Here is an 18,743-nt window from a genome sequence, read left to right on the forward strand (position 1 = left end):
GACAGGGGTCGCGAGCGGCCCGACCTGCTCGGAGGGAAGGCGGGGACACTGTGGCTGACCTGAAGAAAGGTGCGCGTATCACCGGAAGCGCACGGGACAAGCTTGCCAGTGACCTGAAGAAGAAGTACGAGAAGGGGGCCAGTATCCGCGCTCTGGCGGAGGCGACCGGCCGGTCCTACGGATTCGTCCACCGGGTTCTGAGCGAATCCGGCGTGCAGCTTCGGGGCCGCGGTGGCGCGACCCGGACCAAGAAGAAGTGAGCACGAGCGACACCTGTCGCCGACCGCGCAAGGCCGGACGGGGCGTGATCGCGCGCCGAGCCGCCCGGTGAGGTCGATGTCCTGCTCACGCGGCCGCTCCTTGATCGGCGGGTACGCTTGGCGCCGACCGATCAACGCAAATCTGCATGGAGGGTCGCGTGGCGGAGTCGACAGTGGACGCCGACCTGCTGGATCGTGGCGGTGTGGGGCTCACGATCCAGGGTCGGCGTGCCACGATCACTCTGAATCGTCCGGACAAGCTCAACGCGCAGACCCCGCAGACCTGGTACGCGCTGCGGGAGATCGGTCAGAGCCTGGATTCCGACATCCGGGTCGTGGTCGTCCGCGGTGAGGGCAGGGCCTTCTCCGCCGGACTCGACCGCAGGCTGTTCGGTTTCGACGAGGTCGAGGGTTCGCCCGGCGTGATGTCGCTGGGCAGACGCCCGACGGAGCAGGCCGACGCCGAGATCGCCGGTTTCCAGCAGGGGTTCAGCTGGCTGCGCGATCCCGACCGCGTGACCATCGCGGCCGTGCAGGGCCACGCCATCGGCGCGGGGTTCCAGCTCGCGCTGGCCTGCGACCTGCGGGTGCTGGCCAGTGACGCGCGGCTGCGGATGGCCGAGACGACCCTGGGCCTGGTACCGGACCTGGGCGGCACGTTGCCGCTGGTCCGGGCGGTGGGCTATGCCAAGGCGGTGGAGATCTGCCTGGCCGGCCGCGAGGTGACGGCCGAGGAGGCGGAGCGGATCGGCCTGGCCAACTCGGTGGTGCCCGCCGAGGAGCTGGACAGCGCCGCCGACGAGCTCGCCGAGGCCGTTGCCGCGCCGCCGGCCGGTGCCGCCCGCGAGACACTCGCGTTGCTCGCCCAGGCCGAGGAGGCTGTGGAGCTGGAGCAGCAGCTGGCCGCCGAACGCTCGGCGCAGCTTCGGCGCATCACCGAGATGATCGAGCTGCACGAAGCCTGACCATGAGTGCGCAGGTCCCGGTGGCGGTGACCACCGGGCCCTTCTGCGTCCGCGGGTTACTGGAGACCGGGCACCCGCTTGCCGTAGTGCGCCAGGTTGGCGGCGTTGGCCTCGTCGCCGCCGACGGTGTTCGAGCTGCGCCAGACCGGCAGGTCGACGCCCGCCGCGCGGGCCGCGTCGTGCAGCTCCACCAGCAGCAGGTTCCACACGTGGACGTTGGTCAGCGACGACAGCGGGGCGGTGACCGGGGCGTGCGGCGGGTAGCTCGCGTCGCCGCCGGGGACCATCGTGTCCAGCACGATGGTGGCCTGTTCGGCCAGTGTCGTCCCCGCGCGTTTGGGCGCCTCCGCGCTGGCGGCGGGGGAGGTGACCGCGACGACCGGTGAGCCCGCCGAGCGCGCCGACATCGCGAGCTCGACCGGGTAGGGGTTGACCCCGGAGTTGGAGAACACCACCAGCGCGTCGGTGCCGCCGCGGAACCCGGCCTCGGTGATCACCAGCTCGGCCAGTCCGGTGCGGCGTTCGGTCCTGGTGCTGGGTACCGCGCCGTGCAGCGGCAGCAGGTCGGGGTGGTAGAGCGGGCGGACGGCGGCGAGCCCGCCCGCCCGGTAGAAGGTCTCCATCACTCCGGCGAGTGAATGTCCGGCGCCCGCGGTGTAGATCAGGCCGTCCGAGCGGATGCAGTCGAGCAGGCGGGCGGCGGCGTCGCGCAGTCCGGCGGCGTTGTGCTCACCCACCTCGCGCAGGTGGGCGAGGCTGTGTTCGGCGTGTGCGGACGCGGACGCGTTCTCGGGCATGGGCGGGCGCTCCTGGTGGGCGACAACAGGTTCCGAGGAGGTCTATACCAATGCCGCGACACGGGTCAACCGCGTTCACCCCTCCCACCGTCCGGCCCGTGACGGCGATAGGCTGTTGATCACGTCATGACGATCGAGCCGCCAGGGGACGCATGCCGCAGAGAGGCAACCGACGTGAACTGCTCGCGGAGTCCGCGATCGAGGTGCTCGCCAGGGAGGGCGGCCGCGGGCTGACCCACCGCGCGATCGACCGCGAGGCCGGGGTGCCGGAGGGGACCACCAAGAACTACCACCCGACCCGCAGCTCGCTGTTCATCGCCGTGGCCCGCCACATCGCCGCCGAGCACACCTCCGCGCTGCGCGAGCTGCGTGAACGGATGCCCGAAGGCCTGAACAAGAACGACATCGCGACCCTCTACGCGACGATGCTGCGGCGCATGGTCACCGACGCCCGCTCGAGGTTCCTCGCCCTGTTCGAACTGCACCTGGAAGGCGTGCGCAGACCCGAGGTGCGTTCCGCGCTCGGCGAGATCGCACTGGCCAACGTGGACACGACGGTGCACCTGCACGCCGCCGTCGGCGAGCGCATCAGCCGCCGGGGCGGGGCTCTGCTGGAGGCCGGGATGCTCGGGGTGGCGCTGACGATGCTCAGCCAGCCCGACGACGTGGTGCGCCAGACGGGCTTCGACGACGCCGAAGCGCTGGCCAGGGCGCTGCTGTCGATGACGACAACCAGCGGTCCGGTGCCCGGCGTGCTGCGCGGTCGCGCGAGCTGACCGGGACGCGGTGGCGCTGCGGGGCCGGAATGTCACGCACGGTAGCCTTTGTCCGTCCCAGGTGCTGCTGGTCGGCCGGTCGGCGTGGCTTGGCATCATGACCGGCGGAGTCCTTCGCGCAACGAGTCCAGGGGCGTCCCGCGGGCGCCTGTGAGCCAGTGGATTTGTCCCAAGAGCCATTGGATGTAGGGAAGGCATGTCGAATCCGCCATCGCAAGACGAGTCGGGTCCCCTCGAACCCCCTGCCGCGGTGTTCGCGCGGCTGTCGGATGTTCCGCTGGACGTCGTCGACAAGCTGATCGAGACCACCAACGCCGTCTACGGCGACCTCAACAAGGTGCACGGCCACCCGTACTGGGGCGACCTCGTCTTTCACCAGGGCGCGGCGATGCGGGCGCTGAAGGAGGCGCGCGAGTGCCTCGAAGGGCTGCGCGCCGAGGCGATCGGGGCCCGCAACACCGAGCTGGGCGTCACGGTCGCGACCGCGGTGATCGACGGAGACCGCCACTACGCGCAAACCGAGGACGACAAGGCCACGCTGGTCAACCGCGTGCTGCGCCCGCAGTCCAAGCGCGCGGCGCACCTGTTCGTGTGGGACCGGCCGTTCGACAACGAGGAGGCCGCCGGGCCCTACCAGCAGGTGCGGGTGGTGACCGACCCCGAGGCCGAGGTCGGCGTCCTGAACTACACCGAGGAGACCGAGGAGGGCGAACTGCACTCCTGGCACACCCTCAACCCGCAGCCGCTGCCCGACCCGCCCGCGCTGCGGTTCGACGCGGGCAGCGCGCTGCGCTTCCCGCGCGACTCCGTCCTGCCGTTCCGCGACCTGCGGGCCGCGCTGCTGGAGTACTCGCGCGAAGGGCAGCGGCCGGAAGCGGTCCAGTGGCAGTCCGCCCGCTGGGGTGAGGTGTAGCCGGTGTCCGGCCCGACGGCCCCGATCGCACGCGCGGTCGGGGCCGTCGGCGTTTCGGTGAGGCGTTTTCGGCGCTGCCCTCGGTTCGTCGCCGACGTATGCGGGTGACGCCGGCGGAACGCGCTGCGTAACGGTTCGGTACAGGTGCGTGACGAGACTCGGCGACATTGGCCTGTTAAGCATTGACGACCAGCGCCTGTTGATGGTTCTTTCTTCTCACTCACCGCGAAGGAGTGGTCGACGTGGGCAGAAAACTGGCCGTGCTGTGGGCGGTCCTGCTGGCCGGGCTGGCGTTCCCGGCCTCGGTGCCGGCTTCGGCGCAGGACGGCGGGAAGCAGGGCGCGAAGCTGCGCGTCGGGTTGCAGCAGCAGTTCGACTCGCTGAACCCGTTCCTGGGCTACACGCTGGCCTCCACCGAGGTGTTCCGGCTGGTCTATCCCACGCTGACCACCTACAGCCAGGACGACTTCACGCCGATCCCGGAGCTGGCCGAGCGCTGGGACACCTCCGCCGACAAGCTCACCTGGACCTTCCACATCCGCCCGGGGGTCACCTGGTCGGATGGCAGGCCGGTGACCGCCAAGGACGCCGCCTACACGTTCAACCGGATGATGAGCGACCCGGCGGCCAGCACCGCCAACGGCAACTTCGTCGAGAACTTCGAGACCGTCACCGCGCCTGACGACGCCACGCTGGTGGTCAAGACCCGCACTCCGCAGGCGACGATGCTGGCCATCGACGCACCGATCGTGCCGGAGCACGTGTGGTCGAAGGTCGCCGACGTCTCCAGCTTCACCAACGACCAGATGCCGATCGTGTCGAGCGGACCGTTCGTGCCCGTCGAGTACGAGGCCGAGCGCTACCTCACGCTGCGCGCGAACGAGAAGTTCTGGCGCGGCGCGCCGAAGGTCGCCGAGCTGCAGTTCGTCAACTTCAAGAACAGCGACGCCGCCGTGCAGGCCCTTCGCAAGGGCGAGGTCGACGTCGTGCAGAAGCTGACGCCCGCCCAGTTCGACGCGCTCAAGGGCGAGCCCGACATCACGCAGGTCAAGGGCCAGGGCCGGCGGTTCTACGAGATGATCCTCAACCCCGGTGCCGCCAACAGCACCGGCGCCCGCATCGGCACCGGCCACCAGGCACTCACCGACGTTCGCGTGCGGCGGGCCATCGACATGGCCATCGACAGGAAGGCACTGGTCGAGCGGGTGCTCGGCGGCTACGGCCAGGTCGGCGGCGGCTACCTGCCGCCGATCTTCTCCGACTACCACTGGACCCCGCCGCACCCCAGGCCCTTCGACATCGCCGCGGCCAACCGGGCGCTGGACGAGGCCGGATACGCGCGCGGTGCCGACGGCACCCGGCGCACCCCGCAGGGCGAGCCGCTGAACTTCGACTTCGTGCTGCACGGCGACGAGTCCAGCGACGCCCAGGTGGGTGAGTTCGTCAAGCGGTGGCTCTCGGAGCTGGGCATCGCCGTCGAGCTCCAGCCGGTCTCGGACAACCAGCTCAACGACCGCACCGTGGCCGGTGACTTCGACATGGTCATCAGCGGCTGGTCGGCCAACCCCGACCCGGACTACGTGCTGAGGCTGCAGACCTGCGGTGCCCGTCCGAGCCCTGAGGGCGGCGGAAACACCGACAGCTACCTGTGCGACGCGCAGTACGACGCGGCCTACACCCGCCAGCTCAACGAGTTCGACCCCGCGGCCCGGGTGGCCGCGGTCAACCAGGCCCAGGAGCGCTTCTACGACCAGGCGGCCGGGCTCATCCTCTTCTACCAGAACTCCCTGGAGGCCTACCGCAGCGACCGCTTCAGCGGATTCGCCATGCAGCCCAAGGGAGAAGGCGTTATCACTGGACAGCAGGGCTACTGGGGCTATTACGGCGCCCAGCCCACCGAGCTGGCCATCAAGGACGCCAGCGGCTCGGACTACCGCACCGCGGCGCTGCTGCTCGGTGGGGTGGTGGTGCTCGTCGGCGTCGTGGTGGTGCTGATCGTCTTCCGCAGGCGCAAGACGGCCGACAACCGGGAGTGAAGCGTGGCTGACCTACTGGCGGGTGCCCCCGAGTCGACCGGCTCCGGGGGCGCTCGCGGCCGGCTGGGCCGGTACCTCGCGGGAAAGTTCGGCGGCGGGCTGCTGAGCCTGTTCCTCGTCGCGGTGCTCGGCTTCTTCCTCTTCCGGGTGATGCCGGGCGACCCGGCGCGGACGATGACGCGCGGCGCGCCGGTCAGCGAGGAACAGCTGGTGGCGTTGCGGGCACGCTTCGGGCTGGACCAGCCGCTGTGGAAGCAGTTCCTGGACTTCCTCGGCAACCTGCTGCGCGGGGACCTCGGCACCTCCTACACCTACAGCCGTCCGGTCGGCGACCTGATCCTCGAACGGCTCGGTCCGACGCTGCTGCTGGTCGGCACCTCGACCGTGCTCGCCGTCGTGCTCGGGCTGTGGATCGGCACCCGGGCGGCGTGGCGGCACGGCAGCGCGTTCGACAAGGGCTCGACCTCGGTGGCGCTGACCCTGTGGTCCGTGCCGACGTTCTGGCTCGGCCTGATCGTGCTGATGGTCTTCGGCGTCGGGGCCGGGCCGATCCCGGGACTGTTCCCGGTCGGCGGGATCTCCTCGCCCGACGTGCCCGACGGGCTCGTCCCGCAGGTCCTCGACGTCGCGCACCACCTGGTGCTGCCGTCGCTGACGATGGTCGCGGTGGTCTACGCCCAGTACCTGATGATCATGCGCTCCTCGCTGCTGGAGGAGATGGGCGCGGACTACCTGACGACCGCGCGGGCCAAGGGGCTGCGGGAGGACCTGGTGCGCCGCAGGCACGCGGTCCCCAACGCCCTGCTGCCGACCGTGACGCTGATCTTCCTGCACCTCGGGCTGGTGGTCGCCGGGGCCATCACCGTCGAGACGGTCTTCTCGTGGCCGGGCCTGGGCCTGCTGACCTTCGAGGCGCTGCGGGTGCCGGATCTGCCGCTGCTGCAAGGAGTCTTCATCGTGCTGGCCGGGAGTGTGATCGTGATGAACGTGCTGGCCGACGTGCTCTACCGGGTGCTGGACCCGCGGGTGCGCGAGTCATGACCGCCACCGCGAGGCAGATCGCACGGGAGCGGCGCCGCGCCCGCGCCGCCGAGACCTGGCGGATCTTCCGGGAGGACCGGGGCGGGCTGGCCGGGCTGGTGCTGCTGGGCCTGATCGTGGTCCTGGCGCTGCTGGCCCCGCTGCTCACCGACGACTCCGGCCTCGACGTCACGCGCGCCACCGGCGGCGCGTTGCAGGCGCCGGGCTCCGAGTTCTGGCTCGGCACCGACGAGTCGGGCCGCTCGGTGCTGCTGCTGACGTGGTGGGGCGCGCGGGTGTCGCTGGTGGTCGGGTTGTCCGCGGCGTTGCTGTCGGTGGTGATCGGCACCGTGTGCGGCGTGCTCGCCGCGCACTTCGGCGGCTGGACCTCGACGGTCCTGATGCGCGTCACCGACTTCTTCCTCGTGCTGCCCTCGCTGGTGCTGGCCATCGCGCTGTCCACCGTGCTCGCCCGTGGGCTGCCGACCATCGTGCTGGCGATCGGGGTCACCTCGTGGGCCACGACGGCGCGGCTGGTGCGGGCGCAGACGCTCACCGTGGAGGCCCGCCCCTACATCGAGCGCGCCAGGGCGCTCGGCGGCGGGCACGCGCACGTCATCGGCCACCACGTGCTGCCCGCCGTGCTGCCGCTGGTCTTCGCGAACACCACGTTGCAGGTCGCCAGCGCGATCATCGCCGAGTCGACGCTGTCGTTCCTCGGCCTGGGAGACCCGAGCCGGGTGTCGTGGGGCTCGATGCTGAAGTCGGCGATGGACACCGGCGCGGTCACCGCGGGCGCGTGGTGGTACCTGCTGCCGCCGGGTCTGGGCATCGTCGCGGTGGTGCTGAGCTTCACGCTGTGCGGCCGGGCGCTGGAAGCGGTGTTCAATCCGAGGCTTCGGGGGCAACGGTGAGTCCGATCCTGCAACTGCGCGACACCTCGGTGTCCTACCGCACCGCCGACGGGCTGATCCCGGCCGTGCAGGGGGTCGACCTGAGCCTCGAGGCAGGCGACACGCTCGGGCTGGCCGGTGAGTCGGGCTGCGGCAAGACGACGCTGGCGATGTCGGTGCTGCGGCTGCTGCCCAGGTCGGCCGAGATCGGCGGCGAGGTGCTGCTCGACGGCAAGGACGTGCGCACCATGTCCTTCGGCGAGCTGCGCGCGGCCCGCTGGGCCAGCGCGTCGGTGGTGTTCCAGGGCGCGATGCACGCGCTGAACCCGGTGCAGAGCATCGGCGCCCAGATCGCCGAGCCCATCAGGCTGCACTCCCCGGGACGTTCGAAGACCGAGCTTCGCGGGCGCGTCGCCGAGCTGCTGGAGCAGGTCGAGCTGCCCGCGGCCCGCGCCGATGCCTACCCGCACGAACTCTCCGGCGGCCAGAAGCAGCGCGTGATGATCGCGATGGCGCTCGCGTGCGAGCCGCGGCTGGTGATCGCCGACGAGCCGACCACGGCGCTGGACGTGGTGGTGCAGGCCCAGATCCTGGAGCTGATGGGACGGCTGGTCACCGAGCGCGAGATCGCGCTGATGATGATCAGCCACGACCTGTCGGTGCTGTCGGCGAGCTGCGCCCGCCTCGCGGTGATGTACGGGGGCAGGCTGGTGGAGGAGGGGCCGTCCCAGCAGGTCATCACCGCGCCGAGGCACGAGCACAGCCGCGCGCTGGCCAGCGCCTTCCCCACCGTGGGGGACCCGGAGTTCCGCTTCACCAGCAGCGCAGCGCCGGGGTCGGCGCTGCTGGCGGCCAAGGGCGTCTCGGTGGACTTCACCGACCGCGCGGGCAAGCGGGTGCGGGCCGTGCGCGGGGTCGACCTGGAGGTCGCCGACAACGAGATCGTCGCCCTGGTCGGCCAGTCCGGTTCGGGCAAGACGACGCTGGCGCGCACCATGCTCGGCCTGCAGGCGCCGACCGGCGGCGCGGTGCACTACGACGGGTCGCGGCTGCCGACCTCGGCCGCCGGGCTCCGCGACTACCGCAGGCACGTCCAACTGGTGCTGCAGGACCCGACCGGTGCGCTCAACCCCCGCCACACCGTTTACGAGGCGGTCGCCGAGGGCCTGCGCATCCACAGGATCGAGGGCGACGAGCGGGAGCTGGTCGCCCAGGCCCTGGAGGCGGCCGAGCTGCGGCCCGCGGAGAAGTTCTTCTCCCGCCTGCCGCACGAGCTTTCCGGCGGTCAGCGCCAGCGCGTGGTCATCGCCGGTGCCCTGGTGCTCCAGCCGCGCGTGCTGGTCGCCGACGAACCCGTGGCGTCGCTGGATGCGACCGTGCGCGGCGAGATCCTGGCCCTGCTGCTGCGCCTGCGCGTCGAGCGCGGCCTTTCGACGCTGGTCATCACCCACGACCTGGGCCTGGCGTGGAACATCGCCGACCGGGTGGCGGTGATGTTCCGGGGCGAGATCGTCGAGGTCGGCGACGTCGAGCAGGTGCTGCTGGACCCCGAGCACGAGTACACCCGGACGCTGCTGTCGGCCGTGCCCGCCATCCGCCGGGAAGCCGCGGGCTGAGGCTTCGCGCCGGGAATCCTCTCGGGTGCTGGGTGAGCAGCCGCGCCGACGTGGATCTTCCACAGTGGATGGACGTGCGGTCCGCCCGCGTCCTCACCCGTCGAGGCTGTCGACGATGGCGGGGCGGCCCGGGCGGTCGACGCGGACGAGGACGTCCGCCTGCCGCTCCGGGCCGACCTCGTCGGTGTAGCGCCGGTACGCGGGCAGCATCCAGCGCCGCGCGTCGGGCGTCCGGCGCTCCAGCGCGGCCTGCGGCAGCAACAGATGCGCGGTGAAGTCGAAGGGCAGTCCGGCGCCCAGCAACAGGGGACCGTCCACCACGGCCACGCCGCGCTCGGACAGGCGCACCCGGTCGAGCCGGGGCGAGCGGTCCGCCTCGGCGTCCCACAGGGCGGGCAGAACCTCGCCGTTTCCGCCGTCCGACAAGGGGTTCAGCACTTCGCGGCGCAGCCCGTCCAGGTCGAACCACGACTCGTAGTAGGAGTCCGGGTCCTCGCGGCCGCGCTCCAGCCGCAGTGACGCCGGGCGCACGTAGTCGGCCATGCGCACTCGCACCACGTCCCGGCCCGCCACCCGCAGCGGTTCGACCAGCGCGTCCGCGAGCTCGCCGGTCCCGGCCTCGGGCACGCCGTCGATGGCGACCCGGGGCCGGCGCGCCTGCGACTTCTCGACGCGCTCGACCAGCTCCGAGACCAGCAGCTCCGGCGTTACCGGACGGACACGCATCGGACGACCCTTCCGCGGCGACAGCGACCGCCGTCCAGCCTAGGACGTGTTTCAGACGTGGCTTGCGTAGTGGGTCGCCTGGCGGAACCTCAGCCGCCTTCTCGCTCCGGGATCTCCGACTGACGTATGTCCGAACGCGGCGTCGAAGCTGTCCTCGCGAGAAGACGGCTGAGAACCCGCGGGTGGTCCAGCTGAGTCCCACGCCGCAAGCGGCTCCGCCGCTTGTGAAACCTAGGACGTCAGGAACCCCCGCAGGTGCCGCAGAACCTCCTCCGGCCGCTCCTCGGCCAGGAAGTGCCCGCACTCGGCGATCCAGGTGCCCCGCACGTCGTCGGCGTAGTCGCGCCAGATGTCGAGCATCGGCAGTCGCGCCGGGAGCCCGGTCGAGCCCCACAGCGCCAGCACCGGCATCCGCAGCCTGCGCCCGGACGCGGCGTCGGCGTCGTCGTGCTCGGCGTCGAGCGGGAACGACGCCCGGTAGTCGTCGAACCCGGCGCGCAGCGCGCCGGGGACGGAGAACGCCCGCACGTACTCATCGACCGCCGCCGGTTCGAGGCCGTGCCGGTTGTAGGTCCACTGCTCGAAGAAGTGCCCCAGGTAGCCCGCGATGTCGGCACCCGCCAGCCGCTCGGGCAGGTCCGGCTGGAGGTGGAACAGCCAGTGCCAGTAGCCGGGTGCGAGGTCGGCGTCGAGCCGCCGCCACATCTCCCTGGTCGGCACGATGTCCAGGACGGCGAGCCGCCCCACCTGCTCGGGCCGGTCCAGTCCCCAGCGGTGGGCGACGCGGGCGCCCCGGTCGTGGCCGACGACCTGGACGGAGGCGAACCCGAGGGCCTCGACAAGCGCCGCGACGTCGGCGGCCATGGTCCGCTTGTCGTAGCCGCCGCGGGGCTTGTCGGTGCGGCCGTACCCGCGCAGGTCGGGGACGATCACGGTGTGGGTGCGGGCGAGCTCGGGGACGACCCGGCGCCAGCAGTGCCCCGTCTGAGGCCATCCGTGCAGCAGCACGAGCCCGGGTCCCTCGCCTGCGCGCCGGTAGTGCATGCGCAGCCCGTTGACACTCGCGACCTCTTCGCTGACCTGCATCGACGGACTCCTAACTGCCTAAGAGGGTTAGAATCGTAGCCGCGCCCTGCGGGCTGGACAATGACAGCGGCTTCGGGGAAGGCGCGCGAGATGGACGAATGGGTGTGGGAAAGCGGTCGCCGCTGCCTCGACCTGGTCAACACCTACCGCGACCGCTACCGCGGCGGGCGCGAGCTGCTCCTGGGGCCGGGAGAACTCGCCGAATGGCTCGTCCTGGCGGGTCTGCTCGGGACGGAACGCGCTAGCTCCGCGCGGCCGTCCTCGGCGCACCTGCGGACAGCGCTGGAACTGCGCGAAGCAGTCGACCGTGCGGCGCGGGCGCGCGCCCGCGCCGCACGGCTCGATCCTCCCGACATCGACCTGATCAACCGCACCGCGCGCCACAGCCACCTGGTCGCCCGTCAGCTCCGCCAGGACGACGACGGCGTGGTCGTCTCCTGGGCTCCGTCGCCGGGGGACCCGGTGCTGGCGGCGCTCGGTGCACTGGCCGCCGACGCCGTCGACCTGCTCGCGACGGACCCGCCGCCCGCCGTCCGCGTCTGCGCGGCCGACCGCTGCGGCATCCGGTTCCTCGACGGCTCGCCCGCCGGCAACCGCCAGTGGTGCTCGATGCGCCGCTGCGGCAACCGGGAGAAGGCCCGTCAGCACTACGCCCGCCGCAAAGCGCGGCCGTGACCAGCCCGGAGGACCGGCGTCACAGCAGCGCGGGCTGCAGGATGCTGAGCCGGCGCGCGTCGGTGTCGAGCTCGGCGGCCACGCCGAGCGGGATGGTGCGCTGGGCGTCGCAGTGCCCGAAGCCGAGCTCCCACACGATCGGGATGCCCAGCGCGCCGAGCCGGTCCGACATGACCGCCCGGACCTCCTCCAGCGGCCCGCAGCCGGTCCACGAGCCCAGCGCGATGCCGCCCGCGCGGTCGAACCAGCCCGCCCGCAGCAGCTGCGTCAGGTACCTGTCGAGCCGGTACGGGTCCTCGGTGACGTCCTCCAGCAGCGCGATTCCGCGCTCGGGCGGTGTGGGCGCGTCGGGGGCGCCGAGCGCGCAGGCCACCAGGCTCAGGTTCCCGCCGTAGGTCACCCCGCGTGCCCGGCCGGGCACCAGCGCGTCCGCGCCGGAGCGGGTCACGATCGTCACCGCCTCGGGCTCGAACAGCGTTCTGCGCAGGTGCTCGCGCGCGGGCGGGTCGTCGGTGAACGCTCCGGTCGCGGGCATCGGTCCGAAGACGGTGACCAGGCCGAGCTGGGTGGCGAACGCCTGGTGCAGCGCGGTGATGTCGCTGGAGCCGGCCAGCACCTTCGGTCCCGCCGCGCTCATCCGGTCCCAGTCCAGGTGGTCGAGGATCCGCGTGCTGCCGTAGCCGCCGCGCGCGCACAGCACGGCGCGCACCTCGGGGTCGCACCACGCCTGCTGGAGGTCGGCGGCGCGGTCGGCGTCGGCGCCCGCGAGGTAGTCCAGCCGCGGGTGCCGCTCCCGCACGTGCTTGCCGACCACGACCCGAAGTCCCCACTCCTGGAGCTGCGCGAGTCCCGCCTCGAGCGGTTCCGCGGGCACCGGCCCCGCCGGTGCGACCACCGCGACCGCGTCGCCGGGGCTCAGCCGGTGCGGGCGGCGTAGTTCACGCATGCTCATGGCGGTGCTCCGTCCGGGCGGCGCGATCTTGACCACTGCCGGTGAGGGTATCCGCAGCGGCCCGGACGTGCCGGAGGAGAGATCTGTTCGCGATGGGCGAACAGGCCCGGTGGCACGCCCGCGGGCACGATCTCCCAGCAAGCGGCGTTGCGACGGATGCGGCCTACCGCGCCCGCTGGTGCAGGTGACGTGGAAAACGGGGGACGGCCGCGCACGCACCCACCCCCGTGGCCTAGTGTCGGAGGTGTCATGGCTCGTGTCATCCACGTCTTCCGCCAGCCCGACCGGTTCGTAGCAGGAACGGTCGGTGAACCAGGCGAGCGCGTTTTCTACCTCCAGGCGTCCGAGGACGTCCGCACCGTCAGCGTGCAGCTGGAGAAGCAGCAGGTCTCGGTCCTGGCCGAACGCATCGGCGCCCTCCTGGACGAGGTGCGCAGGCGCTTCGACGCCGAGCTGCCCGCCGAACCGCCCGAGGAGCTGCTCGACACCGACCCGTTGCGGGTGCCGGTGGAGGAGGAGTTCCGCGTCGGCACGATGGGCCTGGGCTGGGACGCCGAGACCGAGGCGGTGGTGGTCGAGCTGCTCGCCGTCACCGAGGAGGAGATCGACGAGTCGGTCGTGCTCGACGACACCGAGGAGGGCCCCGACGCGGTGCGGGTCTTCCTCACCCCCGGGCACGCGCGGGCCTTCGCCGAACGCGCCGAGCGGGTCATAAACGCCGGTCGCAAGCCCTGTCCGCTGTGCGCGGAGCCGCTGGACCCGGCCGGGCACATCTGCCCGCGCCAGAACGGCTACCGCCGCTCGGACGAGGACTAGCCTCCGGTGCCCGCCGAGGGGGCCGGTGCTCGCGAGCTGTTGCGGCGGGGCCGGATCGAGATGCAGGGACGGCTGGTCGAGGCGTCGAACGCGACGCTGTTCTGCGGCATTGAGCTCGACGGGGTGGCGGCCGAGTGCGTCTACAAGCCGGTCCGCGGCGAGCGCCCGCTGTGGGACTTCCCCGACGGCACGCTCGCCGGCCGGGAGATCGCCTCCTACCTGCTGTCGGAGTCCGGAGGGTGGGGCTTGGTCCCGCCGACGATCCTGCGCGACGGGCCGTTCGGGCCCGGCATGGTGCAGCTGTGGATCGACACGGAGGAGGACTCCGAGCTCGTCGACATCGTCGCACCGGGCGAGGTGCCCGACAGCTGGCTGCCCGTGCTGAGGGCGCAGGACCACCACGGGTCGCCGGTGGTGCTGGCCCACGCCGACCACGACTCGCTGCGCGGTCTGGCAGTGCTCGACGCTGTGATCAACAACGCCGACCGCAAGGGCGGGCACATCCTGCACACCCCGGACGGCCGCGTGTTCGGCGTCGACCACGGCGTGAGCCTCAACGCCGACGACAAGCTGCGAACCGTGCTGTGGGGCTGGATCGGGCAGGACCTGCCCGATGCCGAGGTCGAACGCCTCAGCGAGCTGCGCGCCCTGCTGGAGGGCCCGCTGGCCCAGGACCTCGCCGAGCACATCACGCCGAAGGAAGTGCAGGCGGTGGTGCAGCGCATCGACCAGCTGCTGGAGGCGGGCGTCTTCCCGGCCCCGTCCGGCGAGTGGCCCGCGATTCCCTGGCCGGCGTTCTGATGTCCGGTCCGGTCCGCCCGGCGCCGCATCCCGCCCGCGAGTGGCCCCCGAGCTTCGCCGACCGCCTCGCCGCACCGCTGCCGCGCTTCCGCGACGTCATGCGGCTGATGTGGAGCGGACGGTCGCGGGCGCCGCTCGGCGACGCCGACAGCATCCCGGTCCTGCGCACCGGTTTGCGGCCGGTGCGGCCCACCGACACCGCGCTGACCTGGATCGGGCACGCCACCTACCTGGTGCGCACGGGAGGCGTCTCGGTGCTCACCGATCCGGTGTGGTCGACGCGGATTCCCGGCGTGCCGAGGCGGCTGACCCCGCCCGGAGTGGCCTTCGGCGAGCTGCACGCCGGACTGGAACCCGTACGGCCGGCCGGGCGGGTGGACGCCGTGGTGATCAGCCACAACCATTACGACCACCTGGACGCGCCGACCATCGCGAAGCTGCCGCGCTCGACGCCAATGCTCGTTCCGGCAGGGCTCGGCGACTGGTTCCGACGCAGGCGCTTCACCGAGGTCGTCGAGCTCGACTGGTGGGAGACCGCCGAGGTCGCGGGGCTGACCTTCGACTTCGTGCCCGCGCGGCACTGGAGCAGGCGCGGCCTGCGCGACACCTGCCGCAGCCTCTGGGGCGGCTGGGTGATCACCGGCCCGGACGGGCGCCGCCTCTACCACGCGGGCGACAGCGGCTACGGCCCGCACTTCGCCGAGATCGGCGCCCGGCTGCCGGGCATCGACGTGGCGATGGTGCCGATCGGTGCCTACGCGCCGCGCTGGTTCATGCGTCCGGTGCACATGGACCCGGAGGAGGCCGTCCGCGCGGTGGCCGACCTGGGGGCCGCGCGCGCCGCCGGGATGCACTGGGGCACCTTCGCCCTGACGCGCGAGCCGGTGCTGGAGCCGCTGACCCGGTTCCGCGACGCGTGGCGTGAGGCCGGTCGCGACCCCGCGGAGCTGTGGGACCTCGCCATCGGCGAAACGCGAGTGCTGCCCGCGTAGCGGTTCGGGCATCCTGTGCCGATGCCCGGACTCCGACGAGATCCTCATCCGCTGCGCGGCCGCACGGCCCTGGTCACCGGCGTCAGCAGGCGGCGGGGCATCGGCCACGCGATCGCGCGCCGCCTCGCCTCCTACGGCGCGAACGTTTTCCTCCACCACTACCGCTCCCACGACGTCGAACAGCCGTGGGGCGCCGACGACATCGACGCCGTCGTGGCCGGTGTCGCCGACCAGCTCGTCGACGGCGCCCGCCTCGCCCATCTCGACGCCGACCTCGCCGAAGTCGCGCAGCCGCAACGGGTGTTCGACGCCGCGGCCGCCGAGTTCGGCCACGTCGACATCCTGGTGTGCAACCACGCGCTCAGCGGCTCGGACGGGGCGCTGGGCGAGCTGGACGCGGTGATGCTGGACCGGCACTGGGCCGTCAACACCCGGTCCTCGATCCTGCTCGCGCAGGCGTTCGCCGCCGCGCACGACGGCCGCGACGGTGGCCGGATCGTCTTCATGACCTCCGGGCAGGGCCTCGGGCCGATGCCGGGGGAGGTCGCCTACGCGGCGGCCAAGGGCGCGCTCGCCGAGATCACCACGACGCTGGCCGACCAGCTCGCCGACGCGCGAATCACGCTCAACACCGTCAATCCGGGCCCTGTGGACACCGGCTACCTCGGCGAGCGCGACTGGGAGCACGTGCGGCCGATGTTCCCGTTCGGCCGCTACGGCGAGCCCGACGACCCCGCCAGGCTGATCGCGTGGCTGGCCACCGACGAGGCCAGGTGGATCACCGGCCAGGTGATCAACACCGAGGGCGGCTTCGGGCGCTGGCGCCCCAGGGACAACTCCTCAGACGTCTGAGGAGTTCTGCTAGCGTCGCACCCCGAGATCAGGAGGTGCGCGGTGGTGGAGACGCGGCGGTTGCGGCGCGGACCCGTGGTCCCCGAAGTCGAGCGCGCCCTTCGCGAACTGCTCGCCGAAGGGCGCTGGGCGGCCGGGGAAAAGCTGCCGAGCGAGGTCCAGCTCGCCGCGGATCTGGGCGTCGGGCGCTCGTCGGTCCGGGAGGCGGTGCGCCTGCTCGCGCGGGACGGCCTGCTCGACGTCCGGCACGGCTCGGGCACTTTCGTCGCCGCGGCGCAGGAAGAGACCGGAGACCTGCGGCGCATGCTGCGACGGGCACGGCTGCTGGAGGTCTACGAGGTGCGCAGGGCGCTGGAGGTCGAGTCGGCCAGGCTCGCCGCCCAGCGCGTGCGCCCGGAGGACGTCGAGGGGATCGCCGAACGCCTCAGCCGGCGCCAGGCACGCCTCGACGGTGACCCCGCGGCGTTTGTCGACGCGGACCTGGACTTCCACCGCGTGGTGGTGGAGCTGTCCGGGAACGCCGTGCTGCTCGGCCTCTTCGACTCGGTGCGGCCCGCGCTCGCCGAGGCGCTGACCGCGATGGTGGCGCACGAGACCGGCATCCCCGACGTCTCGTGCGCCCATGCCGACCTGCTGGAAGCGCTGCGCCGCGGCGACTCCGAGGCCGCGGTCGCGGCCACCGTCGAGAACCTGGAGAGCGTAATGGCGACCGTGCGAGCGAAGGTGGCGGCGAAGTGACCGACTCCCGGCCCAGCGACACCGGACCGGTTCTGCGCGTCGACGACGTCGACGTCGTCCGGGAGGGCAACCACCTGCTGCGCGCGATCTCGATGACGGTGCGCCGCGGCGAGCACTGGGCGCTGCTCGGCGCCAACGGCGCGGGCAAGAGCACCCTGGTCGGCCTGCTCGGGGCGGTCACGCATCCCACGCGAGGCTCGGTGGAGGTGCTCGGACACCGCCTCGGCAGGGTCGACATGCGCGAGCTGCGCTCCCACGTCGGTCACGTCAACCCCAGGCACCCGTTGCAGGCGCCGCTGCGGTTGCGCGACGTCGTGCTGACCGGGCTGACCAACACCACCGAACCGGTCCCGAGGTGGGTCCCGACGGCGCAACAGCGCGAACAGGCCGACGGCCTCATCCGCATGCTGGGCATGAGCGCGCGCGCCGACGCCCGGTGGCCGACCCTGTCCCAGGGCGAACGCGGCCGCGCCCTCATCGCGCGGGCGCTCATGCCGTGGCCGCGGCTCCTGCTGCTCGACGAACCCGCGACCGGCCTCGACCTCGCGGCACGCGAACAGCTCCTGTCCAGCCTGGACACCCTGCGGCGCCAACACCCCGACCTGGCAACGGTTCTGGTGACCCACCACCTGGAGGAACTCCCGGCCACCACGACCCACGCCCTGCTGCTGCGCGAGGGCGAATGTCTCGCCGCGGGCCCCGTCGACGACGTCCTGACGACCGACCGCATCAGCGCGTGCTTCGACCACCCGGTGCTGATCACCCGCACCCCCGACGGCCGCTGGAGCGCCCGCACCCGCGCCGCGGCGTGAGGGTGGGCGCGCAGACACCGGCTGGCGATCGGGTGAGACGGCGATCACGGGTGGTGTTTCGGTGATCACCGCCTGCGCATCTCCTCGTGGTGGTTAAAGTCCCTCCCCGGCAAAGGCGACAGAAGGTGTTCCGGGGAGGGGGAGGCGGTGGGTGGTCGCGTGCTGACCTTCGCGGGCACGTTGCCGGACGCGGAGCCGGCAAGCTCATCGTCCGAAGTGGACGGCTCGCTGGTGGTCGCGTTGGGCGAGGTGCGTTCTGGTTTGCTCGCCATGGGCGGGATCCCGCGCGTGTTGCGTGAGTCGGTCGTCTTCGTCGAGTTGACCGGTGCTGATGCCGCGCCGCAGCTGCCGCTGGTGACGGCGGAGGGGTCGGCGTGGGCTGCGGTCTTCTCGTCCTTGCCGCGCATGGCCGCTTTCTTCCGCTCTGCGCAGCGGGGCGGGGACACGCTGCGTTACGGCAGGCTCAGCGGTGCTGAGCTGCTGGATGAGGTGTGGCCGCAGTTGCCCGCCGGTACGGGCCTGGTGCTGGATCCGGGCAGTGAGCACGTCGTGGCGGTGCCGCCGTTCGCGGGGCTGGCACCGGAGTCGGTGGTGGTGGAGCGCGCCCTGGTGGTGCCCGCGGTGGGGGCGGCGGAGCACGGGGGGATGGGCTGATGGGGTACGGGTTTTTCGCCGCGGATCTGCAGGCGATGCGCACGGCCGAGCAGGGTGTGCGGGACGCGGTCAAGGAGTTGGCGGACATGGCCGGCGGTGGCGGTGTCGGGGACGCGCTGGGTGCCTCGGGGCACGGCCTGGTGCAGGCGTGCATGGACAACGCTCCGCGGATCGGCAGCGGCGGCATGTTGCCGGCGATGCTGGTCGGGTTCGCCGACAAGTGGAGCTGGGGGACGCGGTTCCTGGTCGAGGACGGTGTGGCCGCGGCTGATGCGCTGGCCGAGGTCCGTGCGGAGTACCTGGCCACTGATCAGGCGGCGATCCGCGCCTTGGGCGGCGTGCACGAGGCGAAGCGGGGCTGAG

General features: G+C 72.2%; 21 protein-coding genes. 17 read left to right on the plus strand and 4 right to left on the minus strand.

What is annotated here, in order from left to right; all coding sequences use genetic code 11:
- The first annotated feature begins 50 nt into the window (after positions 1–50).
- Together HUO13_RS13575 and HUO13_RS13580 are read left to right on the plus strand one after the other, a co-directional pair.
- A complete protein-coding gene (locus HUO13_RS13575; protein WP_009942935.1) occupies positions 51–260 on the plus strand; it encodes a helix-turn-helix domain-containing protein in 210 nt (69 codons plus the stop codon).
- Positions 261–406: 146 nt separating this feature from the next.
- Positions 407–1,225: an enoyl-CoA hydratase/isomerase family protein gene (locus HUO13_RS13580; RefSeq protein ID WP_211901726.1), complete on the plus strand. Its 819-nt coding sequence runs from the start codon at positions 407–409 to the stop codon at positions 1,223–1,225.
- Positions 1,226–1,281: 56 nt separating this feature from the next.
- On the opposite strand, the gene HUO13_RS13585 is transcribed toward HUO13_RS13580, so the two are convergent.
- Positions 1,282–2,022: an SIS domain-containing protein gene (locus HUO13_RS13585; protein WP_211901727.1), complete on the minus strand. Its 741-nt coding sequence runs from the start codon at positions 2,020–2,022 to the stop codon at positions 1,282–1,284.
- A gap of 152 nt (positions 2,023–2,174) precedes the next feature.
- Here HUO13_RS13585 and HUO13_RS13590 point away from each other — a divergent pair, with 152 nt between their 5' ends.
- The 6 genes from HUO13_RS13590 (at position 2,175) to HUO13_RS13615 (ending at position 9,276) form a co-directional block, all read left to right on the plus strand.
- Entirely contained in the window at positions 2,175–2,798 is a 624-nt protein-coding gene (locus HUO13_RS13590; protein ID WP_211901728.1) for a TetR/AcrR family transcriptional regulator, read from the plus strand.
- A gap of 196 nt (positions 2,799–2,994) precedes the next feature.
- Positions 2,995–3,711, plus strand: a complete 717-nt coding sequence (locus HUO13_RS13595) for an Imm1 family immunity protein (RefSeq protein WP_211901729.1) — start codon at positions 2,995–2,997, stop codon at positions 3,709–3,711.
- A gap of 242 nt (positions 3,712–3,953) precedes the next feature.
- A complete protein-coding gene (locus HUO13_RS13600) occupies positions 3,954–5,747 on the plus strand; it encodes an ABC transporter substrate-binding protein (protein WP_211901730.1) in 1,794 nt (597 codons plus the stop codon).
- Between the two features lie 3 nt (positions 5,748–5,750).
- Positions 5,751–6,788, plus strand: coding sequence for an ABC transporter permease (locus tag HUO13_RS13605; RefSeq protein WP_211901731.1), 1,038 nt, complete (start codon positions 5,751–5,753; stop codon positions 6,786–6,788).
- A complete protein-coding gene (locus HUO13_RS13610; protein ID WP_211901732.1) occupies positions 6,785–7,681 on the plus strand; it encodes an ABC transporter permease in 897 nt (298 codons plus the stop codon). Before HUO13_RS13605 ends, HUO13_RS13610 begins: the two co-directional genes overlap by 4 nt.
- A complete protein-coding gene (locus tag HUO13_RS13615) occupies positions 7,678–9,276 on the plus strand; it encodes a dipeptide ABC transporter ATP-binding protein (RefSeq protein WP_211901733.1) in 1,599 nt (532 codons plus the stop codon). The genes HUO13_RS13610 and HUO13_RS13615 overlap by 4 nt, the downstream gene beginning before the upstream one ends.
- Positions 9,277–9,369: 93 nt before the next feature.
- Here HUO13_RS13615 and HUO13_RS13620 read toward each other — a convergent pair whose 3' ends face one another.
- Entirely contained in the window at positions 9,370–10,002 is a 633-nt protein-coding gene (locus HUO13_RS13620; protein ID WP_211901734.1) for a uridine kinase, read from the minus strand.
- Between the two features lie 231 nt (positions 10,003–10,233).
- The gene (locus HUO13_RS13625) at positions 10,234–11,088 is read right to left on the minus strand and encodes an alpha/beta fold hydrolase (protein WP_211901735.1); all 855 of its coding nucleotides are present in this window, start codon (positions 11,086–11,088) and stop codon (positions 10,234–10,236) included.
- Positions 11,089–11,178: 90 nt separating this feature from the next.
- On the opposite strand from HUO13_RS13625, the gene HUO13_RS13630 reads away from it, so the two are divergent.
- Positions 11,179–11,763: a CGNR zinc finger domain-containing protein gene (locus HUO13_RS13630; RefSeq protein ID WP_211901736.1), complete on the plus strand. Its 585-nt coding sequence runs from the start codon at positions 11,179–11,181 to the stop codon at positions 11,761–11,763.
- 19 nt (positions 11,764–11,782) lie between these two features.
- On the opposite strand, the gene HUO13_RS13635 is transcribed toward HUO13_RS13630, so the two are convergent.
- The gene (locus tag HUO13_RS13635) at positions 11,783–12,715 is read right to left on the minus strand and encodes a S66 peptidase family protein (RefSeq protein WP_211901737.1); all 933 of its coding nucleotides are present in this window, start codon (positions 12,713–12,715) and stop codon (positions 11,783–11,785) included.
- A 249-nt stretch (positions 12,716–12,964) separates the two neighbouring features.
- Here HUO13_RS13635 and HUO13_RS13640 point away from each other — a divergent pair, with 249 nt between their 5' ends.
- From HUO13_RS13640 to HUO13_RS13675, 8 genes are all read left to right on the plus strand, one after another.
- Complete coding sequence (locus tag HUO13_RS13640; RefSeq protein WP_211901738.1) at positions 12,965–13,531, plus strand: DUF3090 domain-containing protein; 567 nt, start codon at positions 12,965–12,967, stop codon at positions 13,529–13,531.
- Between the two features lie 6 nt (positions 13,532–13,537).
- The gene (locus HUO13_RS13645; protein WP_211901739.1) at positions 13,538–14,332 is read left to right on the plus strand and encodes an SCO1664 family protein; all 795 of its coding nucleotides are present in this window, start codon (positions 13,538–13,540) and stop codon (positions 14,330–14,332) included.
- Positions 14,332–15,324 carry an MBL fold metallo-hydrolase gene (locus HUO13_RS13650; RefSeq protein ID WP_249124766.1) on the plus strand — a complete coding sequence of 331 codons (993 nt, stop codon included), beginning with the start codon at positions 14,332–14,334 and terminating at the stop codon, positions 15,322–15,324. Before HUO13_RS13645 ends, HUO13_RS13650 begins: the two co-directional genes overlap by 1 nt.
- 21 nt (positions 15,325–15,345) lie before the next feature.
- Positions 15,346–16,176 carry an SDR family oxidoreductase gene (locus HUO13_RS13655; protein ID WP_211901741.1) on the plus strand — a complete coding sequence of 277 codons (831 nt, stop codon included), beginning with the start codon at positions 15,346–15,348 and terminating at the stop codon, positions 16,174–16,176.
- 42 nt (positions 16,177–16,218) lie between these two features.
- Positions 16,219–16,914, plus strand: a complete 696-nt coding sequence (locus HUO13_RS13660) for a FadR/GntR family transcriptional regulator (RefSeq protein ID WP_249124767.1) — start codon at positions 16,219–16,221, stop codon at positions 16,912–16,914.
- On the plus strand, positions 16,911–17,726 hold the full coding sequence (locus tag HUO13_RS13665; RefSeq protein WP_211901742.1) for an ABC transporter ATP-binding protein: 816 nt from the start codon (positions 16,911–16,913) through the stop codon (positions 17,724–17,726). The genes HUO13_RS13660 and HUO13_RS13665 overlap by 4 nt, the downstream gene beginning before the upstream one ends.
- 159 nt (positions 17,727–17,885) lie before the next feature.
- A complete protein-coding gene (locus HUO13_RS13670; protein WP_249124769.1) occupies positions 17,886–18,380 on the plus strand; it encodes an SseB family protein in 495 nt (164 codons plus the stop codon).
- Positions 18,380–18,742 carry a hypothetical protein gene (locus HUO13_RS13675; protein WP_211901744.1) on the plus strand — a complete coding sequence of 121 codons (363 nt, stop codon included), beginning with the start codon at positions 18,380–18,382 and terminating at the stop codon, positions 18,740–18,742. Before HUO13_RS13670 ends, HUO13_RS13675 begins: the two co-directional genes overlap by 1 nt.
- The last annotated feature ends 1 nt before the right edge of the window (position 18,743 follow it).

It is taken from the genome of Saccharopolyspora erythraea, assembly GCF_018141105.1.
Taxonomy (GTDB): domain Bacteria; phylum Actinomycetota; class Actinomycetes; order Mycobacteriales; family Pseudonocardiaceae; genus Saccharopolyspora_D; species Saccharopolyspora_D erythraea_A.